Genomic DNA, 24,861 nt, shown 5'->3' with positions numbered 1-24,861 from the left:
GATTGGCTTTGTGGTGTTTATAGATGATCGGTTTTATTAATGTTGAGTTACAACAATCAATTTATAGCGGGATATAAAAAAGGCTACCTTCATTATAAGTAGCCTTTTAAATTAACAAGATAGAACCGTTTTTACTTGGAGTTGTAGCCAGCTTTGGCTGAGTCTATTGCGTATTGGGTATGATAGTAAGCCTTATTAAAAGCCGCTAAAAACTCAGAATAATCCAATCCTTCCTCTTTGCATAAAGCACCAAAGCTAAAACAATCAGGATCATAATCCATATTCATCTCCATATTTATCTCCATATTTATCTCCATCAATCCATTGCTAGGTCAAGATTACTACTTAAATAACAGGTGTTAATTTACTAACTTACTGATAATGGTCAAGTCAATTTTATTCGCTAAAACACAGTCAAACAGTTTTAAATTTGTTATAGCGCTTGTAAAACTCCCCTTTTCTATTGTTGCATCCGCTAAATCATTGCTGTTAACTTTGGCTAATGTGTAGTGACTTCGGTTAATTCCTACAATAACTAATGTGTCAGTTGATGATTTGTTTATAGGCATTGTTAAGTTATTTTCAGACAACTTAATATTTATGTGTTGAACCACTACAATGGTTTGGAATGGTTCAGCTAAGACAGACAGAACAACCGCCCACGCAGAATTGATATTTCCACCGTTAAGCAATCTTTTGGTCGCACCTTCCCTGCATTGGATTACATAAAAACGCTCATTGTGCTTGATGATTTTTAAATCCCACTGGTACAGGTAGTCCGTCAGTATGCAATGAAAGTGCATTGATGTTTGCATGTCCATTCCTTGTTTAATCAGTTGAGATTACAGTAACCCATAACCTCAACTCGGCAACACTAAGCGGCAAGTGTTAGTAGCGTGTCATCGTCTAATTCTTCACTTTCACTAGCACTTTGGCCTTGTTCAAGTTGTGCTATTTTATTGCGTAGTTCAACCATGCTGCGTTTACTATCCGTCAATAAATCCATTTCATTAAATTCAGATACTTCTACCTTTTGGGCGTGTTGTAAGCGGTCTTGCGCGTCTATCAAACGGTTTTCATTTTGAATGATATGATCATTAATCTTTCTAATAAAATCGTTAATAGTGGCTAAGATCGATGCGCCCATATTTTTTACTGAATAGGTGTTTAGTGTGAATTTATACGCTGATGCGTTGGCCGATGTGATAACCAGTTGCATAGTCGTATTTACCACACTGACATTGAGTTCAAATCCAGCAAATGAACCTAGTGCAATGTCCTTTTCCATAAAATAACCCGCATTGATAGCCGCAGCGGTGCCTTTTAGTTGTTCGTGCATGTTAGTAGCAGCTTCATTGTGTTTATTGAACAATTGGCCTTGCGCATTGGTATAACTAAAACTATCACCTTTTACTTCGTCCAAATTTAATGCCGCATCAGCGTGTAAATTCTTAATCAATTTGCTGAATTTATTTATCGCTGCAGTTTGGCTAGTTATGTCATTTTGAGCATTACGCTTGTTGCGAATAAAGCTATTTTTCTTGGCTTCTAGCATCTGAATTGTCTTAGTTAGTGATACCATTTCAAGTACCAAAGGCGAGCCTGATGTTTCAGCTTTAAGCTCTGCAAATGTCAACTCAGTTGAAGAAATATCCTCACAGGTTTTGACTCCTAAATCATTTGTCGAATGGAACTGACTTATAAAAGACTGCTTGGCTTGTAGGATCTGAAACAGGTAGGCATCAAGTGTGTTTTTGGTCGCGACAAAATTTACATCAATAGTGAATGTGGCAGGCTTAGCATGATACAGCTCAGAGCCCTGTCTAATGATACGGCCTAATCTCTGCTCTAAATCACACGGGCGATAAGGTGAGTCAACGAGGGTGACAGCCACTAATTTTTTATTGATGTTAGCACCACAACCAAGCGTTGCGGTTGATGCAATGATCACACGATACGTACCCGCGTTTAATTTGCTATAAAGCTCGTTCTTTTGAATAGACGTTTTAAAAGACTGTGCAAAAACAATTTCTTCGGCTTTTACACCATGTTCAATAATAAGCTGTGACTTTAAATCATCATACACGGAATGACGGCCATTCCGGTTAGGAACACCGAGATCAAGGAAGATTATTTGGACACCTTTAACCGCCGTAGTTTCATGGTATTTATCAGCAACGACTTTAGCTGTGGTGGGTATTTTATTACCCGACTGGTCGGCTGGTAATGCGCTATTAAACAGACGCATATCAATACTGGCTTTTCTCGCATCAGAGAGAACGGCCAGCATATTGTCATTTTTGACAGGGCTTGAGCTAAAGCACTGTGCCCTTTTAACTAGCAGCTTGCTAAAATCAAGTTGTAAATCAGTCGGTTCAACAACGATTTGACGCGGTTTTCCGCCTGTTACGGGCGGTATGGCATCATAAAGTTGTTTGCTGCCGTCGGGTGAAATCACTTCAATTTTAGGAATATAATTAATTAATTCTTTAGCTAAAATTGAATCAGTAAACATTGACCACGAGACCTTTAATAAGGAAATGTTGTTAAAGGCGCGCAAGCGGGAGACTGTTTTAAACCCCTGACCTGTAGGGCTAATTTCAAAGTCATTGGCAATTTTTGCGTACGAACTCACCCATGAATCAATATTATCAATACCTTGCGCTTCTAACGCTTCTTCATTCAAATAGCGCGAAAAGGTATAGACTTCCAAAAGGCTGTTAGCTATCGGGGTTCCAGTGCTGAAAAACACACCTAAGCCATTTTTATTATTCTTTTTCAAACATTGAATTTTCATATACCAATCGAGTGCACGTTTTGAGCCGATAGGGGTATTAGTCCCTTTGACGTTTGCCAAACGGCTGGATGTGTAAGATAAATTCTTAATAGAATGAGCCTCGTCTAAAATCAAAGCATCAATACCCAGTTCGCTTATGCTTAATCCTTTTTTACGTTTGTCGTGGGTTAGCTCAAGTAAGCGGGTTTCTAAGTTTTCTTTTTGGGTTTCCATGGCTTTAACGCTAAAACGTTGACCTTTTTTGTTAGCTTCGTTAAGTGAGTCAGCCAATTTGTTAATTTCTTTTTCAATAACTTCTTGCTCAACATCGGCATCAACAGGGATAGAGGTAAACGAACTCTCAGGCATGATCACAATGCTTGAGCCTGTTTTTATGCGTAACAATGTAGCCTGTCTTGCTGCTGGCGATAAATCATCAGGTGCTAACACAGTGATTTGATCTGCTGGAAACAATGTCAGGTATTGTGCTGCCAATTGTGATGTTAAATGGTTAGGGCAAACAATCACGACACGCTGTTTTAACTTTAGCGATATTAATAACTTAGCAATAGCGGCGATTGTGTATGATTTCCCAGCGCCAACGCAGTGATTAATGAGTAAACGGCCTTCGGTAATCGCACGATAGACAGCACGATTTTGATGATCTCTTAACTTAATTGTTTGGTTAGCATTAGGCAGAAAAATTGCGTCTTTAGGTGATTGAATAGGTGTGTAACGGTTGAATTTTACGTTAAATATCTGTTCTAATTGGGTTTGAATGGCTTGGTCATTGAGCAAGAAGTTATCCCATTCAGCTAAAATTAATTCAGAATTTAGCTCATTATTAAGTGTCGCCTCTTTGTTCACAACACGACGATTATTAGCATCTTTATAAGTGACTTGAGTTGATCGCCCATTCATTAGGCGCGGCATCAAATAAGAAAATCTGTGATCATTATTCCCAAGGCGAGTTTCAAGCGAATGCGGTAAATTATACAGTTCTACTAACCATTCGTTGTTGATGTAGTTGATTTTAATCTTTGAATAACGATTTTGTTTACCATCGCATAGATGCATTACAAATGCTTCATAAATAGACGATGGCACCCAAGACGCACCCAAATTAATAGCGATATCTTCAAATGCAACATCAACAGGCGTGACTTCAACCAAGGCATTTACATACAGTTGCTTCAACTCGGGATCAAGGTTTGAGTGTTTTACATCTTCTAATTTGGTTTTTATATCACCTGATTGATAAACGTTTTTAGTGAACCATGTACCATGATCGTTAAAAATTAAGTGCCCTTCGTTCATCGAGATAAAGCTATTTATATCGATAGATAGTAAATCAGCACAAAATTGAACGTCTACTTTACCGTGAATGTTTAATGATGATAAAAGCGCATCTTCGGCACAACTAGCAGAAGTTGGTACTTCCCATGGATACAAGACACGTTGATTAAAAATTTCAGCTTGTTTGCAAGACGGTTTAACTTCACTGACATTGAGTTTTTTAGCCACAGACTTAGTAACACCCGCACTATAATCACACTCAAGCGATAGTAGGTTGTAATTAGTTGGATCAAGACGGCAAACCCGTTGATTAGCCGCATCATGAATAAAACCAAATACTTTAACAAACGCTTGATAGCGTTGGTTTAGCTGTAATCGTAGTGCATCCATTTTACTAACGTCTAAATCATTTTGTTCTGCATCAAGTAAGCTCATTAAGGTGTAACGTAATCCGCAAAGGCCAACTAAACGATCCTTTGCTTTTCCGCTAAATTCAGTCGCTACCCAAGAGCCGCTTACTAACTGATAAATTTCGTCATTATCAGACACACAGTAAGAGCCCTCTTTTGTTCCTATGGTTTCAACCATTGTCACAACTGACTGTTGTGTTGCTGCAACATTGGATGATTTTACCGCTTTAGTAGTGGTGTTTACGCTAAATTTCAAACTACTTAACGTGCGCTTAATCGCTTCAATAGATAAAGGTTCAAAGTCATCACCAGCAATGCAATGAACGCTATTACCACGAAAATTAGCGCCTACTTCCATTTTGCCAATTATCTGAGCTGGATTTTCAATGTAGTAGTTGTTGATTGAATAATCGTTACCGTTTTCGTCTTGTTGAGTTTGGCTTTCAATCCAATTTACATTAACTGTATCGCTCCCTTGTTCAAAGACTAATAGATCTACCGTCGCGTTTGCGCCTGTGGCAGTTTCAAAGACGTTTTTAGGTAATCTAACTGCCGCTTTTAAGCTGGCATATTGACTCAGTAATTGACGGTTTTTAGGGTTTTTAGCATCCATGAAAGAGCTTGATACCAACGCAATCATCCAGCCGTTATCGTTGAGCATTGACGCTGATTTTGTCATGAAATAATTGTGAAGGGTTAACCCGCTAAAAGTGCTGTCTTTATCAAAAACTGTCGCACTGCCAAACGGCGGATTTTGAAATACCACATCGAATTTATGTGGCAAATTAGCGCGTTCAAATGCGCTATGATGAATGTTGGCATCAGGGTAAAGTTGTTCCAGAATTTGAGCTGAAATATCATCACGTTCAACCAATGTTAATTTTACATTGTCAGAGATTGACGCTGGCATCGTGCGTAGTAATCCGCCGACACCTGCCGATGTATCAAGCCATGCGCCATTTTTAAGCATATTAACGCCTGCTGACTCTAAACCAGCATAAATAGCCTCTGCAATGCTATCAGGGGTGTAAAAGCTACTCAGAGTTGATGCTCTAGCGGCCGTATATTGTTGATCTGTTAATAAGTTTTTTAATGTGTTGCATCGTTTTAGCCATTTGCTGTTGCTGGTGGTCATATCGAAAGCTTGAGGTACACCGCCCCAGCCTTGATATTCCGCTAAAATAACTTGTTCGGCATATGACGCATCACTTTGATGGTTTTGCAGCTCTAGCAGCGTTCTAATGGCTTTAACATTGTGATTATAGCGTGTTATGACACTAAGTTTGCTTAAAGGGAAAAAGTGATGGAAGTTTTTAGCCGCAATTTGGACTTTGAATTTAGCCTTTTTGCCACATAAAGCCTGCGACTGTTTAATATAGGTTTCAAGTTCTGCTTCTGTGCCGAAGAAGAACCCTGTTTGACCGCCTACATATTCAATATTTTGTACCGCATCCATTTAAATCACCCTTGCCTATTGCGTTAATATCTCAATTAAAAGCGATATTCAAAAACGGGCAACTGGGGTAAAAAGTATAAAAAACAGTGCTTTAAATAAATTGGTTGTGTCATTTGATATTTTAAAAGATGAAACGACAATTGTTCACGCAAAGCATGCTTTTGAAGCTTTACTCTTTAATCGTACAAAATCGTAATAAGGAAGTAATGATGGTGAATGAGCGAACTATTCTAGATGATCCTTGTGCATCAGTTTGGCTAAAAAAACAGATTAACCATAGTAAGGAACGTGATCCTGTCGATGCACTTAATGATGCTTAAGTCTTGGTTGAAGTTTTATCAGAAAGGCTTAAAAAGCTAGAGGCTGAGTTAAGTTTAGGATAAGGTTTGTTTGCTAGGACAACCAAAATAACCCAGTGATATTCACTGGGTTATTCATTTAAATAGCTGAATGGCGCTGTCTTAACAATTAACTGCGCTATTAGTCACTATTTCCCTTATTGAACAAGGTTTTTTCGGATAAATTTGATATGTAATTTTCCATGCAATAGAGTGATAGCATCTGTAGCTAACTGACCTTCTTCCATATTGGCTAGAAACACATTCAGAGAACTGATCAATTTATCTTCTTTAATTAACACTATCAAATCGTAGACTTGGTTTAGCGACAAGTAGTTATTTACTTCATATTGGAAGATATTAGCGCCTTCAGAGCATTTTCCATTCAAATAATTATAAATCAATGCTAACTCGTCTTTAACCAAGTCTTTAGGCTGTGTAATTACATCTGGGCAACTAGCTAACCCAATACCGACAGGCATATCAACACCAAATAAAATCTTTTGAATTGGGATTCCTGTAAATAAGTGGACTTTAATAACAAGCTCAAAAGGGGTGGTATCTCTTATTCGCCAAGTCGATACTGTGCCTGATGATACCTCGATAATAGACGATAATTCATCTGCACTATTCAACCCAAGTAGGTTTACTAATCTATCTATCACCTTTTTACCGCCAGCATAGATAAGTTTTTCTTTAAAGATTGGGTTTAAAATCGGGTGTAAATTATTTAAACCTTTAGGGCATTGCTCATAATTCATATCAGACATATAGCTTCCTTATATAGATTTATGGTTGTTGTATTCAATAGTGTCTCTTCAATTGAATACACCCATTTAATCACAGGGTCTCATTTCGGCAACTGGACGCTAAGTATCTGCAATATCTGATAAATTGTGTTGTATATCTGACACAATAAAGCCTCTCTGAACTAACGATTTAAGATTCATTCTTTAAAACAAACATCAATCTCCAATTTAATATATTTAGATACTATTTCACATCGTTGATTGAATGTTGCAGCACACCATTGATCCAAAGTGTAATCATCGAAAAATTGACTTGCTAACAAACCATCGCTTTGGCCTATGAGTGCTTGCAGTGTAGCGAGTTTCTCATTGAATTCAGGTGAATCAGTACAGCTTGGACTTTCAATCACTGCAAGCTCTCTAGTGATGCTCATAATTGATATTTGAGTTTTCATAATCATCCTTAGAACAACGATTTCTGTGGTTGCATTTCAAGCCATTTTTTATAAGTGCCCTGCCCCATTTCTCGGTCAATTACCAATTCTGCGGAGCTACCTAGCTGCTTTATGATTTGCTGACTCAACTCAATGGAATCGAACATTTCAAAACAAGTATCGAATTCGCGCTCACCAATACCATAGGTATCGTAATGTTCATAGCGAATAACTGAGCGTGTTAGCTCATGAGTGAAACATAAAAGAACGAATTTAACGCGCTTACTAAAACTTGTACCCAAGTCAGGTTTCAGTGCTTGAAGTTGTGATAACACCATCATTTATGCCACCTCGATGTGAGTTTCATAACCGTATATAGCCCATTGCGCGGGATCTATTTTCAGCGGTCGCGTAGTGCCAGTTAATACATCAACAAAACCACCATGATGCGATATTTTCCCGTATCGTAATAGTTGCCAAACAAGTTGCGTGGCCTGTGCAGAAACAGCTCGGTTAACGCCAAAATCTTGCTTTTCTAAAGCGGCTTGGGTACTGCAAGATGGAGCATCTTCATCAGTTTCATTAATGCTCTTCAACATTGAGCCGTAGAGGTCATACACGTTAGGCAGTTTGAATTTGTCTTTTGCTGCAAATGCGTTTCCCATGATAATTTGACCGTCATGTTTCCCATTTCCAACGTCAATCCATAACAAATTGGATGGGTTATTTAATGCTGCAAATGATTCACCAATTTCAACTCTGAATTTAGCTTTATCAACCGCAGTAATGAGAAAATCAAACTGGGTTAATGCCTTTGCATTTTTAGGATTAAAATATTCTTTTCTAAATTGCCATTGTGTTTGACCAAACATATTAAAGCGATTGGTTAACACTTCTGCTTTGTTGTTACCAATATCTCCAAAATAGTAGCCTTGCCTACCTACGTTAAAGAGGCTGACTTCATCACCGTCATAAATGGTCAGATTTAGGTAAACCACGCCATTAGATAAGCTACGTAATAGAGAGTCCATTTGAAATAGCTCTGTAGCGATTTGTGAGCCGCTACCGCCAGCGCCTATTAGTGCTATGTTGATTGGTTTGTTTAGCAATGACTCTGGTAGATAAAAATCCATGTTTTTAGCCCTTATGTAGTTAACTAAGAACATCATAAATCTAAACCTAAAACCCGCCACTGTGCTTGATTAATTAAGAAAACATATCATCTGAAGTTTCAATAGCGCTAAATGAATCGAAATCGCAAAAAGTGTCACCCATGCCGCAAATCGTATCATCACTCATACCAAGAGGTGTCCCTGATACATCTATGCAGTCATTGAGCATAGGCAGACCTGTCGTTGGGTTTATTGAGGTTGAATCCATATCAGTAAGTATTGAGGTTGAATCCATATCAGTAAATATTGTGTTGGTACTCATATCAATCGAGCTTTCATTGTTCATCAGCGGTATTGTTACACCTGAACAATGATTAATGTGACTCGATGTGTTAGTTCTAGTTTTATTACCTGAAGATTGAACTATGAATCCCACAATTACGATAATCCATATCGCACCGATAAATGTAAAAATAATCATCCTGACCTCTGCTTATCAATTAGTTACAACTACAGCATATCAAAGAAGCAGAATCGTGCCACCCGATTTCGTAATAACAAATCGAACCGAAAAGCAGATCTAGTGGATTATTTTAAAATAGGTAACTTCTGTATTGCTTGAATTTGAAAAGGCTAATGTATGCCGAACATATGTATCACCAATTACAGCTATGGTTAATGAATCACAACCTAAGTCTTTTTTCTTTTTACCGAAAAAAGTAAATCCATTAGGCATTTGAATTATAGATTGCCATTTATTCTTTTTGAACCTAGCTTTGAGTTCGTTAATGATGTCATCGGAAACGGTTACACGGCATTCTTTAATAGACTTAGAATATGAGTTGATTTCGATTAGACTTGATACGCCTGTTAATTGAGACAGTTTCATTGCATTACCCTCTTATGTAAGACCACCCCATTAAAAGATAACTATTAAAACCGGCAACAAGTTAATCCTGGAACTGAAAGTTATGCACTGACAACCATTGTATTGCCAGTGCATTTGGGTTGAAGTGTTAGGCTATCATGGCGTAAAACGCATTTTCATCAATCACGGTTACACCTTTAGATTGTGCCGCATTGATTTTGGTTGCTCCAACATTTTGCCCTTTGACTAAATAGGTTGTGTCTTTTCTGACTGACGATTGCACCTCTGCACCATTGTTTTCAGCTAAGACTTTCATTTGATCACGACTCGATTCCATCTTGCCAGTAAAGACTAGCTTTAAGCCAACCAGCGAACCCGACTTAGGCGTATCAGACTTGGTATGTCTAATGTTGAGTTGGCTAATTAAGAACGTAATAAAGTCTGCTTTGCGTCTTAGGCTCGTGGCAATAATATTCGCTGTCAGCTCACCAAAGTTATCTAATATGCTAATGTCACTCGCTGAGAGTGTAGCGATTTCATTGAGGGTTTTAATCTTCAATATACGCTTGCTTGAACCTCGACCGAGCGATTTAATACCTAAAGACGCTAACACTTTAAAATCATCAACGGGTGTGCTTCTAATGCGCTGAAGTTCGTTAATTAGATTGGTGGCTTGCCCTGCTCCTAGACCGCATCGCTCGATATCTGACTGTGTTGCTTGATATATAGCTTCGATTGAATCTAATCCACCTAGCACTAATTTTTGTACGGATTTGCGACCAAATAAATCACATTGTATTAATTCAAAGTGATAACAAATGGATGATACCTTTCTTTCTGAACAGGCATCGTTGATGCAAAGAATAAAGTCATTAGCCCACTCAACAGGCTCTTTGCAGCATGGGCAATGAGTTGGGATCTCAACCAATCCAGTTTTAATACATTTTTCAATCTTGGGGATGATGAAACCACTTCGCACTAACTCGATGACAGCACCTTTACCGAGCGATAAGGATTTTACGTTACCCGCATGGTGGGCTGTCACGCGACTAATCACTGCACCTGACAATAGTTGTGGTTCTACTTCAATAACTGGCGTGATTTTGTTGCGGCCAACAGACCAAGTAACACCTAAAACATTGAATTGCGCAGTTTCGCCTTGTTGCTTAAAAGCGATTTGCCAATTGTGAAAACGGTCATTCGCGCCCATAGCCTCTTTTACTACAGGGTTGATAACTTCGATGACTGTGCCATCACAGTTATAAGGACATTCACGGCCTGCCCACTCTGCCAATTGCACCATATTGGTATTGATTTCATTTGCACTAACGGTCAGGCCGAACATATCTTTAAATAGTACTAGATGTATTGCGCCATCTGCTAACGCCTTTAGTCCATCTGCATTGATGTTGTCAGCGTTTACGATCCCAGCAACAAAATTACGACTGTGCTTATATTTGTTTGATAGATGCTCGTCAAAATAAGCTTGGGAGATAACCATTTCACCTACCCCTGAACCTTTACCAATTACGGTTAGCCCTAACTCAAGCAATCGTCCAACTTCGTAACCTTGACTACCATCACCTCTTGTTACAACTGTTTTTAATATGGAATCATATTTAGCGGCAATACCATCTAGTTTTGCGGTTATTCTAAATTTCAGTTCAGATTGTTGCAGCGCATCAGCGGTTTGTTGGCAGCGGTAGGTATAAGCTGATAACTCACTATCCAAATACGCTTTGTCGGTTGATAGCATAGGGTGAAGATGTTTTATGCGCCCTTTTGAACCCATTGCTGGCTCAGGTTGAACCTTGGTTATTAGTGGGTGTTGTGGAACTCTTTGTCTCAATGAAGGAAGGTAAATAAAATCAAACGCAGTGTCGGAAATCTGTGGTGTACCTTTACGATACTGATCGTTCAGATAGGTCATTAAGTCTGATAGCTGAACATCTGACAAGTTAGCAATTGTTGTTTTAAGTAGCTTTTTCATGTTGGTGTCAATCCTCTGTGTTAAGTTGTCATTATCATTACATTCCCTATGAATCCAGCAACCCAAATAAAGTAGGAATTGCGGGGCGCAGGAGCTAAGCTGAAAAGGTTTATTGTGCTTGTATAACAATGGGTTAATGTGATTTAAATTTTTAGGAGTTTTCCCGTAAATTTTTTTCATTTATGCAGGGGAATAATAAAAAACCCTGTTGAGAATCGAACAGGGCTAGGTTTCAACTTAAGTGTGTTTTTACAACAATGAAGAAAGTGTTTTGTTAGTTTTAGCTAATTCTGAAATGAGAATTTTGTCACCAGATTTGGATTTTTTCTTGGTATAAGCTGTAAAGTCATTAAGGTCATTTTGTTTGCGCAAAATCCCTGAGTTGTTTGGATGTGTAAATACAGTGTTGAAAAATTCATTTTCAACGTCTGCAATGGTATCGAACCCAATATTTTTGGGTAATTTCATAGTGCCAGTACACAATTTACCTGATGCGTAAAGGTTCATAAATGGCGCATGGTATAGCGGCTCTGAGGCGGTAGGGCGTTTGTTATGGCGTATTGCATACACTTCTAAGCCATCATTAATACTGTATTTGAACAGTAATGGCGGCAAGTTTAAGGTGATCTGCTCTTTATATAAGTAAAAACTTTTTCGCTGTCTGGGGCGATGCCAGATAATAGAGTTAAAGTTTTTACATAATACGCAAGGGTCAATAATGTCATTTGATAGCGTGACTTCATTCCCTCTTTTGAGTGAAGAGTGATTGATAGCTGTAGCTTCACTATTAATCATTTCGATAACTTCTGCTGAGTTGATTACTTCCCCAATAGCCAATTGATTGTTGTGAATCGCGTGTCGAGTCATGGCCATGCGACTTTTAATTGTATTGGTATAAACTACAATGGCAAAGCTTGGAGTGATATTGTAATCAACCTGTTTTACCCCGTCTTGTAATTGCGTTTGGACTTCTTCCTGTTCAATTGATTGGGGGATCATAATTAATTTCCTGCTGTTGAGTTCTGTTTAATATCATTCCACAAACCCGAATACCCGCTACTCAAGCACCGCCTGAATTAAACTTTTCAAATAAAGTGATTCAAAATAATTCTGCAAAAATGATAATCCCAACTCAGTAGCTTCAAGCATCAATGCTGCTTCCTCGCCAGTTTGATAGGTTTGTTCAAAAATAGATTCGACTAATGAATATTCGAGTTGAGAACCAAATGTATACAGTGCTTGATACTCCATACTTATATCACCGACATTTTCTAGTGCGTGATGCACTGGTTTATTTGGCAGATAACAAGCCATTTTGTGAAGAAAAGCGATATTTTTATCTTCTTTGCCAGCGTGAGCTAAAGCCGACAAGCATTGTTTAGCCGATTCATCCTCCATTGACCGTGTGATTTTTAACTCAAGTTTCATTGATGCTACGTATGAGATAATCGGCTCTATGCCAATTTCTTCTATTCCTTCTACATAGGACTCAATGCCTAATTCCTTGCCCATTTCCTCAATATCAAGCTCAAAATCCTCATTATGTTGCTGCCAATATTGGTAAATTTTATTAGCAATTTCATCATTTCCATCTAACGTTTCTTCCATCAACCACTCATATTCACCATGAGCAGCCGCAGCACATTCTAATTGGTGTCTCATGGTGAGATTAATTAATGAAAACAGCGCGCTTTCTATTCGCGAGTCGAATTTATATTTACCTAAATCAAAATCAGTCAAAAATATCTCTGATGGTGTGATGGTAATTTTGAATTTTTCAGTATAAGTATCAGCTTCACACATCCCGATAGAGAGTTTTTGGAACGAAAGATGATTGTTTGAAATTTCTGTAAACCTTGCTTTTAGTTCGTCAGGCATTTCTGATAAGTACCGCTGTTCAATGGCTCCACGCATCGTATTTAAGTGAGTTGAATACCCCTGCCAAAAATCATTGGTGATTACGTCAGCAAGTAGCTCCATACCGTTATGAGAGTGAACATCAATGTTAATAACGTCTTGAATACGCTCGTCAGAAATAAAGCCTTTTGCTTTACCCAGTTTGAGCATATCGCCTATTGAATCAATACTTTTTTCAAATGTGCCAAAACGAGTCTTTTGATCTGGTGTCTCATTTAATGTACCAACTTCGGGTACGTATGCTTTGTTTAATGCGAGATACCAAGGCATTTTCAGTGCTGTCGGAGAGTAATTCATTGCTTTAACCCGTTGTCATTAACTTATTCAATAATCGCATTGAAGTGAAAATCGGCAACTTAACAAAATGCCACAATCAAGTTGATAGTGGCATTAAGGGGTTATCCTATAGGCGGCATTTCGTGAGGCAGTATGCTTGAATAATCTTTTTTCAATCGCCCTATTGAAATAACTTTGCTGTTATTGACTCTTTCTATGTCACTAATGCTGGCCGAATTGATAGATTTGTTTTCTGCAATCTCTTGGGTCAATCCTAATACCCATTGTTCAAGTAGATCCATCATTACCCCTTAGTTTTAACAGGAATTAATTGAAATTCGTATTCTAAGGCCGTTGCGTCACTATTTAAACGCGCATCCTCTTCATAGATTCGTGTATGCCTAAGCATAGGGTATTGTTGACACAAAATACGTTGAACTTCGTCTAAACTCGCCTCTGGAGCAGGATCAGATATTATTGCAACACCAACTTTGAATTTTCTTGGTAACGTGGTCATTGATAACATTTCAATTTCTCCTATAGCGATTCTGAATCATCAAGTTCAACATCATCTTGAAAATCATCAAGTGCTGCTATTTCAGTTTGCGGTGCGACACTCGTTTCCGATTGGGCAGGGGCGTGAGTGATTTCAGTAGAGAAGTTAAAAAGCTCATTGGTCAACATCATATCTAAATCTGATAGTGTGCCAGTGACCACGATAGGGCGTTTCAGTAAAGTTGCTAATTCACCTGTAGCGGCTTTGTTTATTTGAGAAGTGATTACCACTCTTGCAGTGTTACCCGATAAAAACTCAATTGAGAAATTCAAGCGTTCTACGCCACCAATATTTTTTAACTCAGCTAATTGATTAAACATTTTCTTATCCTTGTTTATTTAGATAAAACAACTTTACCTTTACCCTTTAAATCGGCAACTGTGTACACCATCGAATATGGAGTAGGAATTGCGGGGCGCAGATTTCGGTAAGGAATTATTTTTATTCTTTAATTACATTGCGTTACATTCGTATTTTTTTTAGGAATTTTGGCGGGTTTTTATAATAAACCCGCCAATTAGGTTACTTAATAAGGGCGATAAATTCCTTTGGTGCAAAGCCTGACCAATCGAACCCAAACTTTAAAATGGTATCAATCAATTGTGGTTTACCTTTGGTCGTCAGCTTGGCAAATTCTCCCTCTTTCTCGTTATCAAATGCCGCTACAAATCCTGACTCAACACAAAGAACATTGATCCCGTCAATTGTGTATTGAGATAAAATCTCTTTGGTTGGCATCCATTTCGCAATAGCCGCATCTGTTGGGTTTTGGCAATCCGATAATAATGAAATCATCATGTCGGTGAAATTAAGGCTATCGTCACTTTGTTTCGCAGAAAGGTGAAGCGTGACATTCGCAATCTCAGCCATCAATGTAGTTTCATCTAATGCCATTGCTGATTTAAGCACCTGAGAAAAATGATCCGTAGGCGAAAGTTCCGTGATTAACGGCTTATAACCACTGGCTAATCTACGTAAAGCAGCGTAAGTCATAGCAGACTGAAAGTGCGGTTCAGGCATTAATAAACTTGCACTGACATTGCGTAGAACACGTTTATTCGTTTCGACTACTTTGCTTGATACGCTGCAATTGACAGTCTTTTTAGGTTTAGCTTTTTTAGGTGTAGATGGCTTGGCGCTAGTTGCATCTGCTGGCGTGTTGCTGGCATCTATATCGAGGGCAATCGAATCTGCGCTCTCTTCTTCAACTTCTTCTATTTCTGATTGAGATAACGCTTTAACACACTGGGAATAACAAATGTTGTCAATACATTGGTTGGTGTAAGTAGTGCCAAGGCTACGTCCTAGGCGGTCATCAATTAAAACAACTCGCTTTTCACAAGTCATGCAGCCTGAGTTAAATTGTTCTTCTCCAACTGTTGGAGCATCAACGGTGTGTCGATCTTCTTGTGCAACTTGCTGAACAAGTAATACAGTGCCGTATTGATCTGCTAATTCATCTTTACGCACTTCAAGCCATTCATTCGTTTTTTCTTTAAAACAGCTCAACTTTGAACAAGCGGCTTTGTGATCTTCAAGTCCAAACAGGCCAGATTGCGCGGCACTGTTATGTGGGCATGTATTACATTCGTTAGTATCAAACTTGGCTAGCGCAAGTAACTGCTGGCCTTTGCTGGCTCGTTCTCTTAAATAGGCAACCGTCCATTTTTCAGAGATTACTTTGGCTAAAGTGCCTTGTTGTAGTTTTTCTGAGAATGGCGCAAGTAATAGAGCGTGACCAACGGTGATAGCCCCTGTGCGTACCGCTTCAAGCACTTGACTTGTGCAGCGTAAGATTTCGATGCGCTCATTCACTTTGCGTAAAGGCCAAACTAAACGGTCGGCAATAGCTTTACGATCACCATTGTAAAAAGCGGATAGCTGTTGAACGGCTTTACATTCATCAATTATGTCTAAATCTGATCGTGTTAAGTTTTCTTCTAACTGATGCTCTAACGCCTCAGCATCGGTTAATACTTTTACAAAAGCGGGGATTGTTTCTAAACCAAGCTCAGTGGATGCTTCAAAACGCCCATAACCCGCAATAATTTCAAATTTGTCATCAAAAGGACGGACTAGAATTGGCTGGATAACACCACGAGTTTTGATACTATTTAATAACTCTTGGTAACTTTCCGAGTTGCGATTTGTGCGGCAGTTACCAAATGACAACGGTACGATGGATGATAAAGGGATCATCATATTAGTAGGTTTTAATTCGACAGTAGTGATTGCGTTCATAGGATTACCTTTTTAAATTTAAGTGGCTGTATTTGTTAAGTGACTACAAATTTAACGCACTCCTTAAAACGGGCAACTGCCAATGTCTAAAGGCTTTTAAGCTGCTTTACGGAAAAAGCCATTCCATTGTTCAAATACAACTTTGAGCAACATTCTATAGGCTGGTTATCTGATATTCGGTAAAAGCAATCGCGTTCAAACGGGCGGTAAGTTATGACTTCCAATGTGTTGTCGTGACAGTAATCAGCGAAAGACTCAATGGTGCCAATTGAAAAAGCGTGGACATTGCGAGTCTTTTCACGCAAAGCACGATCCCTCGAAGCTTGGCTGATTTTAAAGGTGACATTGGTAAGTGTTAAGCAATCAGCATGAGCGACAACTTTGCCTTTAAATTGGCCTGTTGTTGCCACTATGGAAAATTTACGATTGTTCAGATTGCGGTAAACCTTGCAAACATCACCGACACAAAAATACCGACTCCGATAGCTGTTAATCATTAGCGTTCAACTCTTCTTCTATCACGAAGCAATTCAGCTTTAATTTATGAGAAAGAGCTTTTAACGATTTGATTTTTGATTCTAGTGCCAGTGTTTCAGCAAATGTGCAAGCAATCATCTGCTTACGTTTAACCGTTTTGACTTGTCGGTCAACTCGATGGATTTGTTGTTTAATATCGTCAACGGTTTTAATTTGATTTCGTATTGCTAGATATGTCCACATAGATTGAGCCTCATTAAGAATAATAGATTATTTTTGCACTCATCTGTCATCGCGCAATAGCTGGGGCAGGGCGGTAGTTGGTTGTGGTAGTGACACAATTGTTGTTATGGCGAATTGCACTACGAAGCTGATTTAACCAGCACATCATTTGTCTTGATTGACAAGGCATCACAGCCCAATCAACAACCAACACATGGGCAATGCTAGGTTGAGTTCGCGCTTGATAAGCGAGGTATGAAAGGTGATATAACGCTTCGCAAAGCAGCCTTTCACTGTCATCAATATGAAGGTGCTTACTACTGATAAATTCTTGAGCGATATTTCTGTGATGAAAAGCCAAATGTGAAACAGAAATTTGGTCGATTTTATTGGCTAGTGTGTGAGTGATTTGCATATTAATGATAGATTGTTGTGTGATAACAACTATATTGCTACCAATTTTATATCCGGCCACTCAGATTTGATGTTGGTTGAATTTTTAGGAATTGCGGGGCGCAGAAAAGACGTTTTAAGTCAATATAATCACTTTAAAACAACGGCTTGTGTTATTAATTGTGTTTAGGAATATTTTGAGTAAATTTCAGATTTTTTATCAATCATGAGATATAACATTATACTTTTTTATTGTTTTTATTTTTTTGTGCACGTTTTTCGTGTTTGTTCGTGAAAATCGTGTTGCGATCACTATTTATGTGTATTACTATCGTTTCATTACGACTGAGGAGATTTTTTTAAAGATGGAATTATCAGACTTCGACCTTATTTCAAATAGAGCAGATGCATATTTAGATGGCATTAATAGCCACGTACAAAATTTCAAGGAAGAATTTAGTAAACCTGATTTTCATATGCGTTATTCAAAAAAAACTGTTGAGTCTTTCCCATACTTATCACGTAACGCTGTTGAAAAAGCGATGGTGCAAATGGAAGAGGATGGATATCAATTTACAAGAAAGGCCAATGGCAACCTGGATTCATTTAGCCTGCAAGATGTTATTGCTATCTATGAGCAACGCAAAGTACCTAAGTATAGAGAAAAGCATAGTAAAGGTTTTGTCGCCTATTTCAATAATCTAAAGGGCGGTGCCGGCAAGACTTCAGCTTGTGTAAATACTATTCATGCGATTAGAACAGAACCAACGTTGATCCATCATGATATTCGTGGATTGGTTATTGACCTTGATCCACAAGCTAGTGCGACTATGTTTTTAAAAAGCCGTTTAGCTGTGGGTGGACAACCATTTACTGCTGCTAAAGCCATGTTCAATAAAAATCTTACACGCGAAGAGTTATTGCGCGATTATGTATTTGAAACAGACGTTCCTGGTGTTTATATTGTTCCCGCAGCCATTGATGATGCCTTTTTAACGACATCATGGTTGGATGAGTGTGAGCATCGGTTAGACGGGCAAGAGCCGCATTCATTGTTGCAACAGAATATCATTGAAAAATTGCAAGGTGATTTCGACTTAATCACTGTCGATTCAGGCCCACACATGGATTATTTTTTATTGAATGGTATTGTCGCGGCTGATGCATTAGTGATCCCTTTGCCACCATCACCAGTTGATTTTCACAGTTCGTTGAAATATTTGTCTCAAATTAAGATCTTGATGCGCTACCTAACTGAGCAAGATATTAATGTTTCGGGCAAAGAGATGATCGGCTTTATGAACAAATTCAGCCCACATATCTTGCAACATCAAGAATCCCTATCAGGAGCCACCATTTGTTTAGGTGAAAAAATGTTAGATGCACATATCCCTGAATTGTCCGGTTTTCAACGTTGTGGTGTGACATTGGATACGGTTATTTCCGTTGATCCTTCTATGTACGATGGTGGCCGAGGTGCCTTGAAATCTGCTCAAGATGCTATCTATGCATTTTCCCGTTCATTTTTCGCCAGAACGCAGTTGATCAGGAGTCGTCAGTCATGAGTAATCAAAAACGTAAGATGGGTTCAATAGCTCAGAGTATGACTGCCATAATGGATGAGAATAAATCCAATTCGGCTAATTTTGCAGATGTGCCTATTATTTGGACATTGGTATCGGGTAGAAAAGTTACATTTTGGACAGTCACTATACCGGCAGAAGATGTTGATAGGTTAACGCGCTTACATGTGCACAATCGTCGTTTGCAAAGCGAGCTAAAAACTCACTCTTTAGTGAAATCCATTGCCCGTCAACAGTATCATAGTTGTATAGCAACATTGGTCGATGGCATTTATGAGCTTTCTGACGGTTCACGCAGACGTGACGCAGCAATAAAGGCTCAACGGCCACTTCGAGTCATGTATTGCAAAGAAGCGTTAACAACTGCCGAAGTTAAGGGCTTAACTAAAGAGCTGCAAAGTGCAGAAGAACATTCGGCGCGTGATCATGGTGCCTATTTTGAGTATTTGTTAAATCATCCATCCACGCCAATGACCAAAGAGCAAATAATTGAAGAAGAGGGGATTAGTGAAGCCAAATATGAACGCTGTATGCGAGCTTGGGAAGTGCCACAAAAGTTAGTGGATTTATTTGAGATCCCCAAAGAACTTGGTGATATGCGCTTCAGAAAACTAAAATCAGTCGCAAGTAAATTCATCGACAACGAGGCGTTAGATGCCTTTACCTCAACTTTAGATGTTAAGCCTGGAACATCAACAGAAGAAGTGCTTGCCTTCATAGTAGAAGCTGCTGGTTTAAAAAAGTCCGCAACAACTGACAAACCGAGAAAGTTTGTGGATATAGATAAGAACAGACATGTAAAAATCAAAAAGTCAGGAAAGTCAAAGACAGTTTTTGAAGTATCAAACGGGTCTGATAAAGAGATTGAGGATATTGAGCGTTTAATCGCTGAGTATTATCAAAGTAAGCAGAAAGCTAAGTAATTTATTAGCGATAGCCCATAAAACCGCCAAGTGCCATGGGCCAATCGCTACCAACAGTAAAAACGGAGAGAATTTATGTCAGTTAGCGCCATATTACAACTTGCCACAGGAATAGCAAATCATCAGCCTACAAAGTTCCCAGCAATGAAGTTTTCGGATTGGGATCTGCTGATACGTTGTATTCGAGAGCAAGCTACAAAATCTTGATTCATGAAAGAAACGAAAGCCCAAACTGATTGGGCTTTTTTTGGTAGTTAATTATTTACTGACAAAGTGTTATTGAGCTTGAGTTAATTTTTATTCCGAAAAAGACGATTCAAAATAGCAATGTAGTGATGACCTGTAAGCTTGTCATGTGAACATTTAGACATAAATGAATAGACATCATTGTCAGGGTTCATTTGCTCAAATACCCCAACCATAAGTCCATTAACAAACGCTTCATTTGTCTCGATGGTTGGATGTTGTTTTATTACTAATTCCATGATCTATTTCCTACCTTGGCTTTAATTTAAAATCATAGTAACTTCTCTCAGAAACGTGCAACAGGTATTATTGACATCCTCCCCCACCTCAAAATCCCCAAAAGGATTTTGCCGCTACGCGGAAAGGAAGGGGATTCCTACGGCGCTAAGCAGTTTTCAGCTTAGTCGCTTCGATGGGTTCCTGCTTCACAGAGCGGCCTAAAGCTGCCGTTTCTCCACAGGCTAACAAGCGCTGCCCGCGCTCTAATATATTGATAGCGCCGACAACATCGGCGTTATTTTCGTAGTTACAATCTACACACAAAAATTGCGCTTGGGTTTTGCGATTATCCTTTGATACATGGCCACAGCAAGGGCAAGTTTGGCTGGTGTATTGCGCAGGCACGGCGAGCAAAACGCCGCCATTCCAAGCGGTTTTGTATTCCAGTTGTCGCCTAAACTCACCCCAGCCTTGGTCGAGAATGGCGCGGTTTAAGCCCGATTTTTGCGCTACTTTCTTGCCATGCTTTTCCGCCGTACCTTTTGATGATTTCGACATATTCTTAATCTGCAAGTCTTCTACACATACCAGCGCGTGGTTTTTGCTGAGGGTATGTGTGTGCTTATGCAGAAAATCCTTACGAACATTGCCGATATCGACGTGTATTTGTGTGACCTTGGCCTTGGCCTTTTTCCAATTGGCACTGAACTTCACTTTCTTGCTCATGCGCCGCTGATATTTAGCCAGCCGCTGTATCTGCGTTTTGAAGCTGTTTTTCGGCTCAATATAGCTACCGTCATTCATTGCCGCAAAACGCGCAATGCCCACATCAATACCTATGGCGCTTGTAGCCACTGGCACAATCTCAACATCGCGCCGTGTTTGAATCGACACAAACCACTTGCCACCTGATTGACTTACCGTGGCGTTACGCACTTCGCCCAATACATCTCTGCTTTTACGGTATTTTAGCCACCCCAGCTTGGGCAGGAAAATACGGTTATTGGCTTGGTCTAATTTGATTTGCTTGGGTTCTGGATAGCGAAAACTATCGCCACTGCCTTTCTTTTTGAAACGCGGAAAATCCGTGCGCTTTTCAAAAAATCCCTTGAAGGCTTTTTCTAAATCCTTGAGCGCATGTTGCAGCGCTTGCGAGGGGGAATTCTTAATCCAGTCGAAGCCCGCTTCGCGCTTCCACTTCGGCAGATCCGCCGCCATTGGCACATAGCCTATGAACTTATTTCCCGTTTCGTGGTTATCTTTCTGCAACGCCAACGCCTTGTTATAGACGAACCGACACGTACCTGCAAAGCGACGCATATTGCGCACTTGCTCGCCGTTGGGCTGTAGCTCGAATTTGAAGGCTTGTAGTCGTCGTTCCATAGCCAAAGTATAGTTTGGCCTATGCAAACAAACAACGATATTCGACACGGTAGACATTGTGTATTCAATATGCACGTTCACTTGGTCTTTGTGACTCAGTATCGGCGTGAAGTATTCACCAAGGAAATACTCGATGAGCTTAAACCCATCTTTGCAGCTGTATGCGCGGATTTTGGAGCTGAATTGATTGAATTCGATGGCGAAGACGACCACGTTCACTTACTCGTTAATTACCCACCGAAAATAGCGGTATCGGCACTCGTGAATAGTCTAAAGGGCGTTTCCAGCCGCATGATTCGCAAGAAAAAATATCCGTCCATCACGAAAAAATTGTGGGGCGGCGCACTGTGGTCTCCCAGCTATTTTGCGGGCAGTTGCGGTGGCGCACCTATCGACGTGATTCGCCGATACATTGAGCAGCAACAAACGCCGCACTAGAGTCAAAACCGTGCCAGCTACGCTGCCAGTGCCTTACATCCCCGACCTGAAGGACGGGGTTTTACGGCGCGTCTGATAAAACCATATTTCAGTACGTTAACTGCGCAATGAGTTCACTCAAATACAAAATGCTAAATGCGAGTTGGCATCACCAAGGTGGTCAAGTTGTCATTTTCAGAAATAATCTTAATTGCGCCAAGATGATTCAGTATAAGTGTGACATTTTCACCGTTTTGCTTGCTGATAGCATCGAGTAAATACTTGCTGTTTACGCCAATAACAAATTCTTCGGCTAAGGTACTCTCTACTAGATCAAGTTCATCTGTAAAGTCATCACCGTTTACGGATTTGACTTGCATTTGACATTGATTTTGTGTGTTAAACGTCAATATGACTGTTGGGTTTTTTTCTAACATTGCGACAGCGTTGATGCGTTTTGATAAATCAGCTAGTTCGGCTAATTTGAACGTAACAGACTTCGTATTATCAGTCGGGATAATGCGGTCTACATTGGGATAGCAACCATCACCAAGAGTCGATAGGATGGTGTATTGCGGTACTTCAACACAGGCTTTTTTAGCGGAAAATGTAATAACACAGTCAGCATTACTAGGTAGTTTTAGTGCCAATACACTTTGAAATATGCTGGTGGGCATTAGGTACGAACCCGCACCCTCAGAAGCAGGGAATTGCTCATGCGTCATGCTTAGGCGGTGTCCATCAGTGGCGCAAATTCTAACTGGCATATTCTCAATAATTTGCCAATTCATGTTGCAAAGGTAGGCTCTTACATCAGAGTTAGCTACGCAATAAGAGGCTTGACTAACAATGTTTGCGACTTGTTCGATGGTGGTTTCGATACGACATTCAGGCTCAAACGATTCCATGTTTGGATAATCTTGAGCATTGAAAGTTTGTAGTTTTAATCGGCTACGGCCACTGGTAACAAAGAGATCGTTATCTTTTAAGGTAAATTTAGCCTTATCACCTGCTAGTGCCGTTGTCACAACCGACAAACGCTTACTACTAACGCAAAAGCTGGCATCTTCTTTAACTTCTGCTTCAAGCGAGAATGTGCTGTACTGATTGCCATTGCAGGCACTAAACAAAACCGTTCCCGCTAACGCATTAGCTTCAATTCTTACTTGCTCATAAATGGGATTTACTTTGCCATTGGCAAAATTGCAAATTGCGCTAATACGAGTTTTTTGGTCTAAAGAAATAGTGAACATATTAAGTACCTGTTTGTATCTGATTTATCTTTATTATTAAAGCATTGATAAATAAGCGCGCAACTGGTCAAATACTTATAATTTATTGAACAGGTTTAGATAATATGCCCAATGTTGCACTTGATGAATTAACAGTAGAGGTTGTGACGCTGAAAGTAGATGGCCGAAAGTTGACGATGGCGCAATTACAACGATTCGAGTATTTAGAACCGATAATGTGGGGTGACACCTGGATTGATGGCGAGGTAACATTGATATGTAAATTGCCTGCTCATTTACTTAACTCATTACTGAAAAAAATCAGTATTTTATTAGACTCAAGCAAAGATTATTCACCAAATTGTGAGTTTGGTTTAATAATTCTCCACGATAAGCAGCTTTATTTGAGTTATTTGCCTTATGATTTGAAAGATATTTCTCATCACTATCAGTCGTCTACGCAGTTGTTAATGGATAGTGTCAGGCCAAAGCTTCCAACTGGACCTAGAACGAGCAGGTCATCTGCTAAACCTTTCAAATCGAGCGAAATAGACTCGATTGAAATTCAAAAGGACATTGATAATATTGAAGTAGCGTTAGAAAATAAGCAGCAAGAGATTGATATGCTGAGATATATCTTTCTTTAGCGTTGAATTGATACACTTACTTTTCTCCAACTTCCGAATGCTAGCATCCAACCTTGAAATACTATCCGTCGAAACTGCTTGATGTTACGCCGGTTCAGTAATAGAAATTGTAAAAAATAGATTATTCGAATCAAGATACCGATGTTTACAGCATTGCTAGAGCTTAATATTAATTTTTGGGAGCTGGCACGAGGTTGTTGGTTGATTTTTTTATGATTGTTGACAGTAAACTTTCAGATTTAGTTGTTATCAGCGGGCTCATTAAGTTAATTGTATTGTTATGCTGAAATTCTTCATTGATCATAAGATTTAGAAGGATTTCTAATGATGTTATTGCACTAAATAATTGCTTTTTGTTCCCAGAGAAATGTGGCTTTATCGTGTGATTTTTGAAGCTGAACGTAAACTTAGAGTTCTCGGGAAATTGTTTTAATGTCCATCCACTTGTAAAACAAAGATAAGCAATAAGGATATGGGCAAAAAACGGGGTGAAATAACCTGTTATAACTGTAAAAAAAGAATCATTGAGGCTGCCCGTTATAAAATCAATATTAACTATAAGAATCAATGACCAAAGAATAACGATAGAACTACTAACTAATAGGAAAACCTTCTTGTCATTCTTAGTTGGCATTGAACATCTACTTTGAAGCTTTCTGTATAATAGAATCGCACCAAAAAAAACATAACTGAAACGAAT

25 protein-coding genes are annotated in these 24,861 nt (G+C 39.2%); 4 read left to right on the top strand and 21 right to left on the bottom strand.

Annotated elements, in window-relative coordinates; translation table 11 throughout:
• Nucleotides 1-131: 131 nt before the first annotated feature.
• The 18 genes from ACRWQL_RS00885 to ACRWQL_RS00800 form a co-directional block, all read right to left on the bottom strand.
• Nucleotides 132-305 carry a hypothetical protein gene (locus ACRWQL_RS00885; protein WP_434949696.1) on the bottom strand — a complete coding sequence of 58 codons (174 nt, stop codon included), beginning with the start codon at nt 303-305 and terminating at the stop codon, nt 132-134.
• Between the two features lie 54 nt (nt 306-359).
• Nucleotides 360-815: a hypothetical protein gene (locus ACRWQL_RS00880; protein WP_432363659.1), complete on the bottom strand. Its 456-nt coding sequence runs from the start codon at nt 813-815 to the stop codon at nt 360-362.
• A 59-nt stretch (nt 816-874) separates the two neighbouring features.
• The gene (locus tag ACRWQL_RS00875; RefSeq protein WP_434949694.1) at nt 875-5,938 is read right to left on the bottom strand and encodes a DEAD/DEAH box helicase family protein; all 5,064 of its coding nucleotides are present in this window, start codon (nt 5,936-5,938) and stop codon (nt 875-877) included.
• Between the two features lie 496 nt (nt 5,939-6,434).
• Complete coding sequence (locus tag ACRWQL_RS00870) at nt 6,435-7,046, bottom strand: helix-turn-helix domain-containing protein (RefSeq protein ID WP_432363655.1); 612 nt, start codon at nt 7,044-7,046, stop codon at nt 6,435-6,437.
• Between the two features lie 176 nt (nt 7,047-7,222).
• Nucleotides 7,223-7,480: a hypothetical protein gene (locus ACRWQL_RS00865; protein WP_432363653.1), complete on the bottom strand. Its 258-nt coding sequence runs from the start codon at nt 7,478-7,480 to the stop codon at nt 7,223-7,225.
• A gap of 8 nt (nt 7,481-7,488) precedes the next feature.
• Nucleotides 7,489-7,800, bottom strand: a complete 312-nt coding sequence (locus ACRWQL_RS00860) for a hypothetical protein (RefSeq protein WP_432363651.1) — start codon at nt 7,798-7,800, stop codon at nt 7,489-7,491.
• Nucleotides 7,801-8,592 (bottom strand): PRTRC system ThiF family protein, encoded by a 792-nt coding sequence (locus ACRWQL_RS00855; RefSeq protein WP_434949692.1) that lies wholly within the window; start codon nt 8,590-8,592, stop codon nt 7,801-7,803.
• 73 nt (nt 8,593-8,665) lie between these two features.
• Complete coding sequence (locus ACRWQL_RS00850) at nt 8,666-8,893, bottom strand: hypothetical protein (protein WP_434949690.1); 228 nt, start codon at nt 8,891-8,893, stop codon at nt 8,666-8,668.
• Between the two features lie 258 nt (nt 8,894-9,151).
• The gene (locus tag ACRWQL_RS00845; RefSeq protein WP_434949688.1) at nt 9,152-9,460 is read right to left on the bottom strand and encodes a hypothetical protein; all 309 of its coding nucleotides are present in this window, start codon (nt 9,458-9,460) and stop codon (nt 9,152-9,154) included.
• A gap of 127 nt (nt 9,461-9,587) precedes the next feature.
• Nucleotides 9,588-11,429, bottom strand: coding sequence for a BRCT domain-containing protein (locus tag ACRWQL_RS00840; protein ID WP_432363643.1), 1,842 nt, complete (start codon nt 11,427-11,429; stop codon nt 9,588-9,590).
• 249 nt (nt 11,430-11,678) lie between these two features.
• Complete coding sequence (locus ACRWQL_RS00835; RefSeq protein ID WP_432363641.1) at nt 11,679-12,428, bottom strand: hypothetical protein; 750 nt, start codon at nt 12,426-12,428, stop codon at nt 11,679-11,681.
• A 57-nt stretch (nt 12,429-12,485) separates the two neighbouring features.
• Complete coding sequence (locus ACRWQL_RS00830; protein WP_434949686.1) at nt 12,486-13,643, bottom strand: hypothetical protein; 1,158 nt, start codon at nt 13,641-13,643, stop codon at nt 12,486-12,488.
• Between the two features lie 101 nt (nt 13,644-13,744).
• A complete protein-coding gene (locus ACRWQL_RS00825; protein WP_434949684.1) occupies nt 13,745-13,924 on the bottom strand; it encodes a hypothetical protein in 180 nt (59 codons plus the stop codon).
• A 2-nt stretch (nt 13,925-13,926) separates the two neighbouring features.
• Nucleotides 13,927-14,148 carry a PRTRC system protein C gene (locus tag ACRWQL_RS00820; protein WP_432363637.1) on the bottom strand — a complete coding sequence of 74 codons (222 nt, stop codon included), beginning with the start codon at nt 14,146-14,148 and terminating at the stop codon, nt 13,927-13,929.
• An 11-nt stretch (nt 14,149-14,159) separates the two neighbouring features.
• Nucleotides 14,160-14,498 carry a hypothetical protein gene (locus ACRWQL_RS00815; RefSeq protein ID WP_432363635.1) on the bottom strand — a complete coding sequence of 113 codons (339 nt, stop codon included), beginning with the start codon at nt 14,496-14,498 and terminating at the stop codon, nt 14,160-14,162.
• Between the two features lie 202 nt (nt 14,499-14,700).
• Nucleotides 14,701-16,419, bottom strand: coding sequence for a PRTRC system ParB family protein (locus tag ACRWQL_RS00810; protein WP_434949681.1), 1,719 nt, complete (start codon nt 16,417-16,419; stop codon nt 14,701-14,703).
• A gap of 489 nt (nt 16,420-16,908) precedes the next feature.
• Nucleotides 16,909-17,139 (bottom strand): hypothetical protein, encoded by a 231-nt coding sequence (locus ACRWQL_RS00805; RefSeq protein WP_434949680.1) that lies wholly within the window; start codon nt 17,137-17,139, stop codon nt 16,909-16,911.
• A 46-nt stretch (nt 17,140-17,185) separates the two neighbouring features.
• Entirely contained in the window at nt 17,186-17,533 is a 348-nt protein-coding gene (locus tag ACRWQL_RS00800; protein ID WP_434949678.1) for a hypothetical protein, read from the bottom strand.
• A 259-nt stretch (nt 17,534-17,792) separates the two neighbouring features.
• On the opposite strand from ACRWQL_RS00800, the gene ACRWQL_RS00795 reads away from it, so the two are divergent.
• The gene (locus ACRWQL_RS00795; RefSeq protein ID WP_434949676.1) at nt 17,793-19,076 is read left to right on the top strand and encodes an AAA family ATPase; all 1,284 of its coding nucleotides are present in this window, start codon (nt 17,793-17,795) and stop codon (nt 19,074-19,076) included.
• Complete coding sequence (locus ACRWQL_RS00790) at nt 19,073-20,017, top strand: hypothetical protein (protein WP_432363626.1); 945 nt, start codon at nt 19,073-19,075, stop codon at nt 20,015-20,017. Before ACRWQL_RS00795 ends, ACRWQL_RS00790 begins: the two co-directional genes overlap by 4 nt.
• 290 nt (nt 20,018-20,307) lie before the next feature.
• On the opposite strand, the gene ACRWQL_RS00785 is transcribed toward ACRWQL_RS00790, so the two are convergent.
• A complete protein-coding gene (locus tag ACRWQL_RS00785) occupies nt 20,308-20,502 on the bottom strand; it encodes a hypothetical protein (protein WP_432363624.1) in 195 nt (64 codons plus the stop codon).
• 145 nt (nt 20,503-20,647) lie between these two features.
• Nucleotides 20,648-21,865 (bottom strand): RNA-guided endonuclease InsQ/TnpB family protein, encoded by a 1,218-nt coding sequence (locus ACRWQL_RS00780; RefSeq protein WP_434949673.1) that lies wholly within the window; start codon nt 21,863-21,865, stop codon nt 20,648-20,650.
• Between the two features lie 21 nt (nt 21,866-21,886).
• Here ACRWQL_RS00780 and tnpA point away from each other — a divergent pair, with 21 nt between their 5' ends.
• Nucleotides 21,887-22,303, top strand: coding sequence for an IS200/IS605 family transposase (gene tnpA / locus ACRWQL_RS00775; RefSeq protein ID WP_432283136.1), 417 nt, complete (start codon nt 21,887-21,889; stop codon nt 22,301-22,303).
• A gap of 131 nt (nt 22,304-22,434) precedes the next feature.
• On the opposite strand, the gene dnaN is transcribed toward tnpA, so the two are convergent.
• Nucleotides 22,435-23,535: a DNA polymerase III subunit beta gene (gene dnaN, locus ACRWQL_RS00770; RefSeq protein ID WP_434949671.1), complete on the bottom strand. Its 1,101-nt coding sequence runs from the start codon at nt 23,533-23,535 to the stop codon at nt 22,435-22,437.
• Nucleotides 23,536-23,639: 104 nt separating this feature from the next.
• Here dnaN and ACRWQL_RS00765 point away from each other — a divergent pair, with 104 nt between their 5' ends.
• Complete coding sequence (locus ACRWQL_RS00765) at nt 23,640-24,161, top strand: hypothetical protein (RefSeq protein WP_434949669.1); 522 nt, start codon at nt 23,640-23,642, stop codon at nt 24,159-24,161.
• Nucleotides 24,162-24,861 lie beyond the last annotated feature (700 nt).

This window comes from Shewanella sp. HL-SH4 (genome assembly GCF_051164845.1).
Lineage (GTDB): Bacteria > Pseudomonadota > Gammaproteobacteria > Enterobacterales > Shewanellaceae > Shewanella > Shewanella glacialimarina.
This window is presented reverse-complemented; position numbering and strand designations above follow the sequence as displayed.

Excerpts from the sequence above, each read along its gene's own strand:
- ACRWQL_RS00850 (WP_434949690.1), bottom strand. The coding sequence starts at position 8,893 with ATGAGTACCAACACAATATTTACTGATATGGATTCAACCTCAATACTT.
- ACRWQL_RS00800 (WP_434949678.1), bottom strand. The coding sequence starts at position 17,533 with ATGCAAATCACTCACACACTAGCCAATAAAATCGACCAAATTTCTGTT.
- ACRWQL_RS00805 (WP_434949680.1), bottom strand. The coding sequence starts at position 17,139 with ATGTGGACATATCTAGCAATACGAAATCAAATTAAAACCGTTGACGAT.
- dnaN (WP_434949671.1), bottom strand. The coding sequence starts at position 23,535 with ATGTTCACTATTTCTTTAGACCAAAAAACTCGTATTAGCGCAATTTGC.
- ACRWQL_RS00855 (WP_434949692.1), bottom strand. The coding sequence starts at position 8,592 with ATGGATTTTTATCTACCAGAGTCATTGCTAAACAAACCAATCAACATA.
- ACRWQL_RS00860 (WP_432363651.1), bottom strand. The coding sequence starts at position 7,800 with ATGATGGTGTTATCACAACTTCAAGCACTGAAACCTGACTTGGGTACA.
- ACRWQL_RS00815 (WP_432363635.1), bottom strand. The coding sequence starts at position 14,498 with ATGTTTAATCAATTAGCTGAGTTAAAAAATATTGGTGGCGTAGAACGC.
- ACRWQL_RS00765 (WP_434949669.1), top strand. The coding sequence starts at position 23,640 with ATGCCCAATGTTGCACTTGATGAATTAACAGTAGAGGTTGTGACGCTG.
- ACRWQL_RS00880 (WP_432363659.1), bottom strand. The coding sequence starts at position 815 with ATGCAAACATCAATGCACTTTCATTGCATACTGACGGACTACCTGTAC.
- ACRWQL_RS00845 (WP_434949688.1), bottom strand. The coding sequence starts at position 9,460 with ATGAAACTGTCTCAATTAACAGGCGTATCAAGTCTAATCGAAATCAAC.
- ACRWQL_RS00790 (WP_432363626.1), top strand. The coding sequence starts at position 19,073 with ATGAGTAATCAAAAACGTAAGATGGGTTCAATAGCTCAGAGTATGACT.
- ACRWQL_RS00810 (WP_434949681.1), bottom strand. The coding sequence starts at position 16,419 with ATGAACGCAATCACTACTGTCGAATTAAAACCTACTAATATGATGATC.
- ACRWQL_RS00780 (WP_434949673.1), bottom strand. The coding sequence starts at position 21,865 with ATGGAACGACGACTACAAGCCTTCAAATTCGAGCTACAGCCCAACGGC.
- ACRWQL_RS00840 (WP_432363643.1), bottom strand. The coding sequence starts at position 11,429 with ATGAAAAAGCTACTTAAAACAACAATTGCTAACTTGTCAGATGTTCAG.
- ACRWQL_RS00870 (WP_432363655.1), bottom strand. The coding sequence starts at position 7,046 with ATGTCTGATATGAATTATGAGCAATGCCCTAAAGGTTTAAATAATTTA.
- ACRWQL_RS00885 (WP_434949696.1), bottom strand. The coding sequence starts at position 305 with ATGGAGATAAATATGGAGATGAATATGGATTATGATCCTGATTGTTTT.
- ACRWQL_RS00785 (WP_432363624.1), bottom strand. The coding sequence starts at position 20,502 with ATGGAATTAGTAATAAAACAACATCCAACCATCGAGACAAATGAAGCG.
- ACRWQL_RS00835 (WP_432363641.1), bottom strand. The coding sequence starts at position 12,428 with ATGATCCCCCAATCAATTGAACAGGAAGAAGTCCAAACGCAATTACAA.
- ACRWQL_RS00865 (WP_432363653.1), bottom strand. The coding sequence starts at position 7,480 with ATGAAAACTCAAATATCAATTATGAGCATCACTAGAGAGCTTGCAGTG.
- ACRWQL_RS00825 (WP_434949684.1), bottom strand. The coding sequence starts at position 13,924 with ATGGATCTACTTGAACAATGGGTATTAGGATTGACCCAAGAGATTGCA.
- ACRWQL_RS00830 (WP_434949686.1), bottom strand. The coding sequence starts at position 13,643 with ATGAATTACTCTCCGACAGCACTGAAAATGCCTTGGTATCTCGCATTA.
- tnpA (WP_432283136.1), top strand. The coding sequence starts at position 21,887 with ATGCAAACAAACAACGATATTCGACACGGTAGACATTGTGTATTCAAT.
- ACRWQL_RS00820 (WP_432363637.1), bottom strand. The coding sequence starts at position 14,148 with ATGTTATCAATGACCACGTTACCAAGAAAATTCAAAGTTGGTGTTGCA.
- ACRWQL_RS00875 (WP_434949694.1), bottom strand. The coding sequence starts at position 5,938 with ATGGATGCGGTACAAAATATTGAATATGTAGGCGGTCAAACAGGGTTC.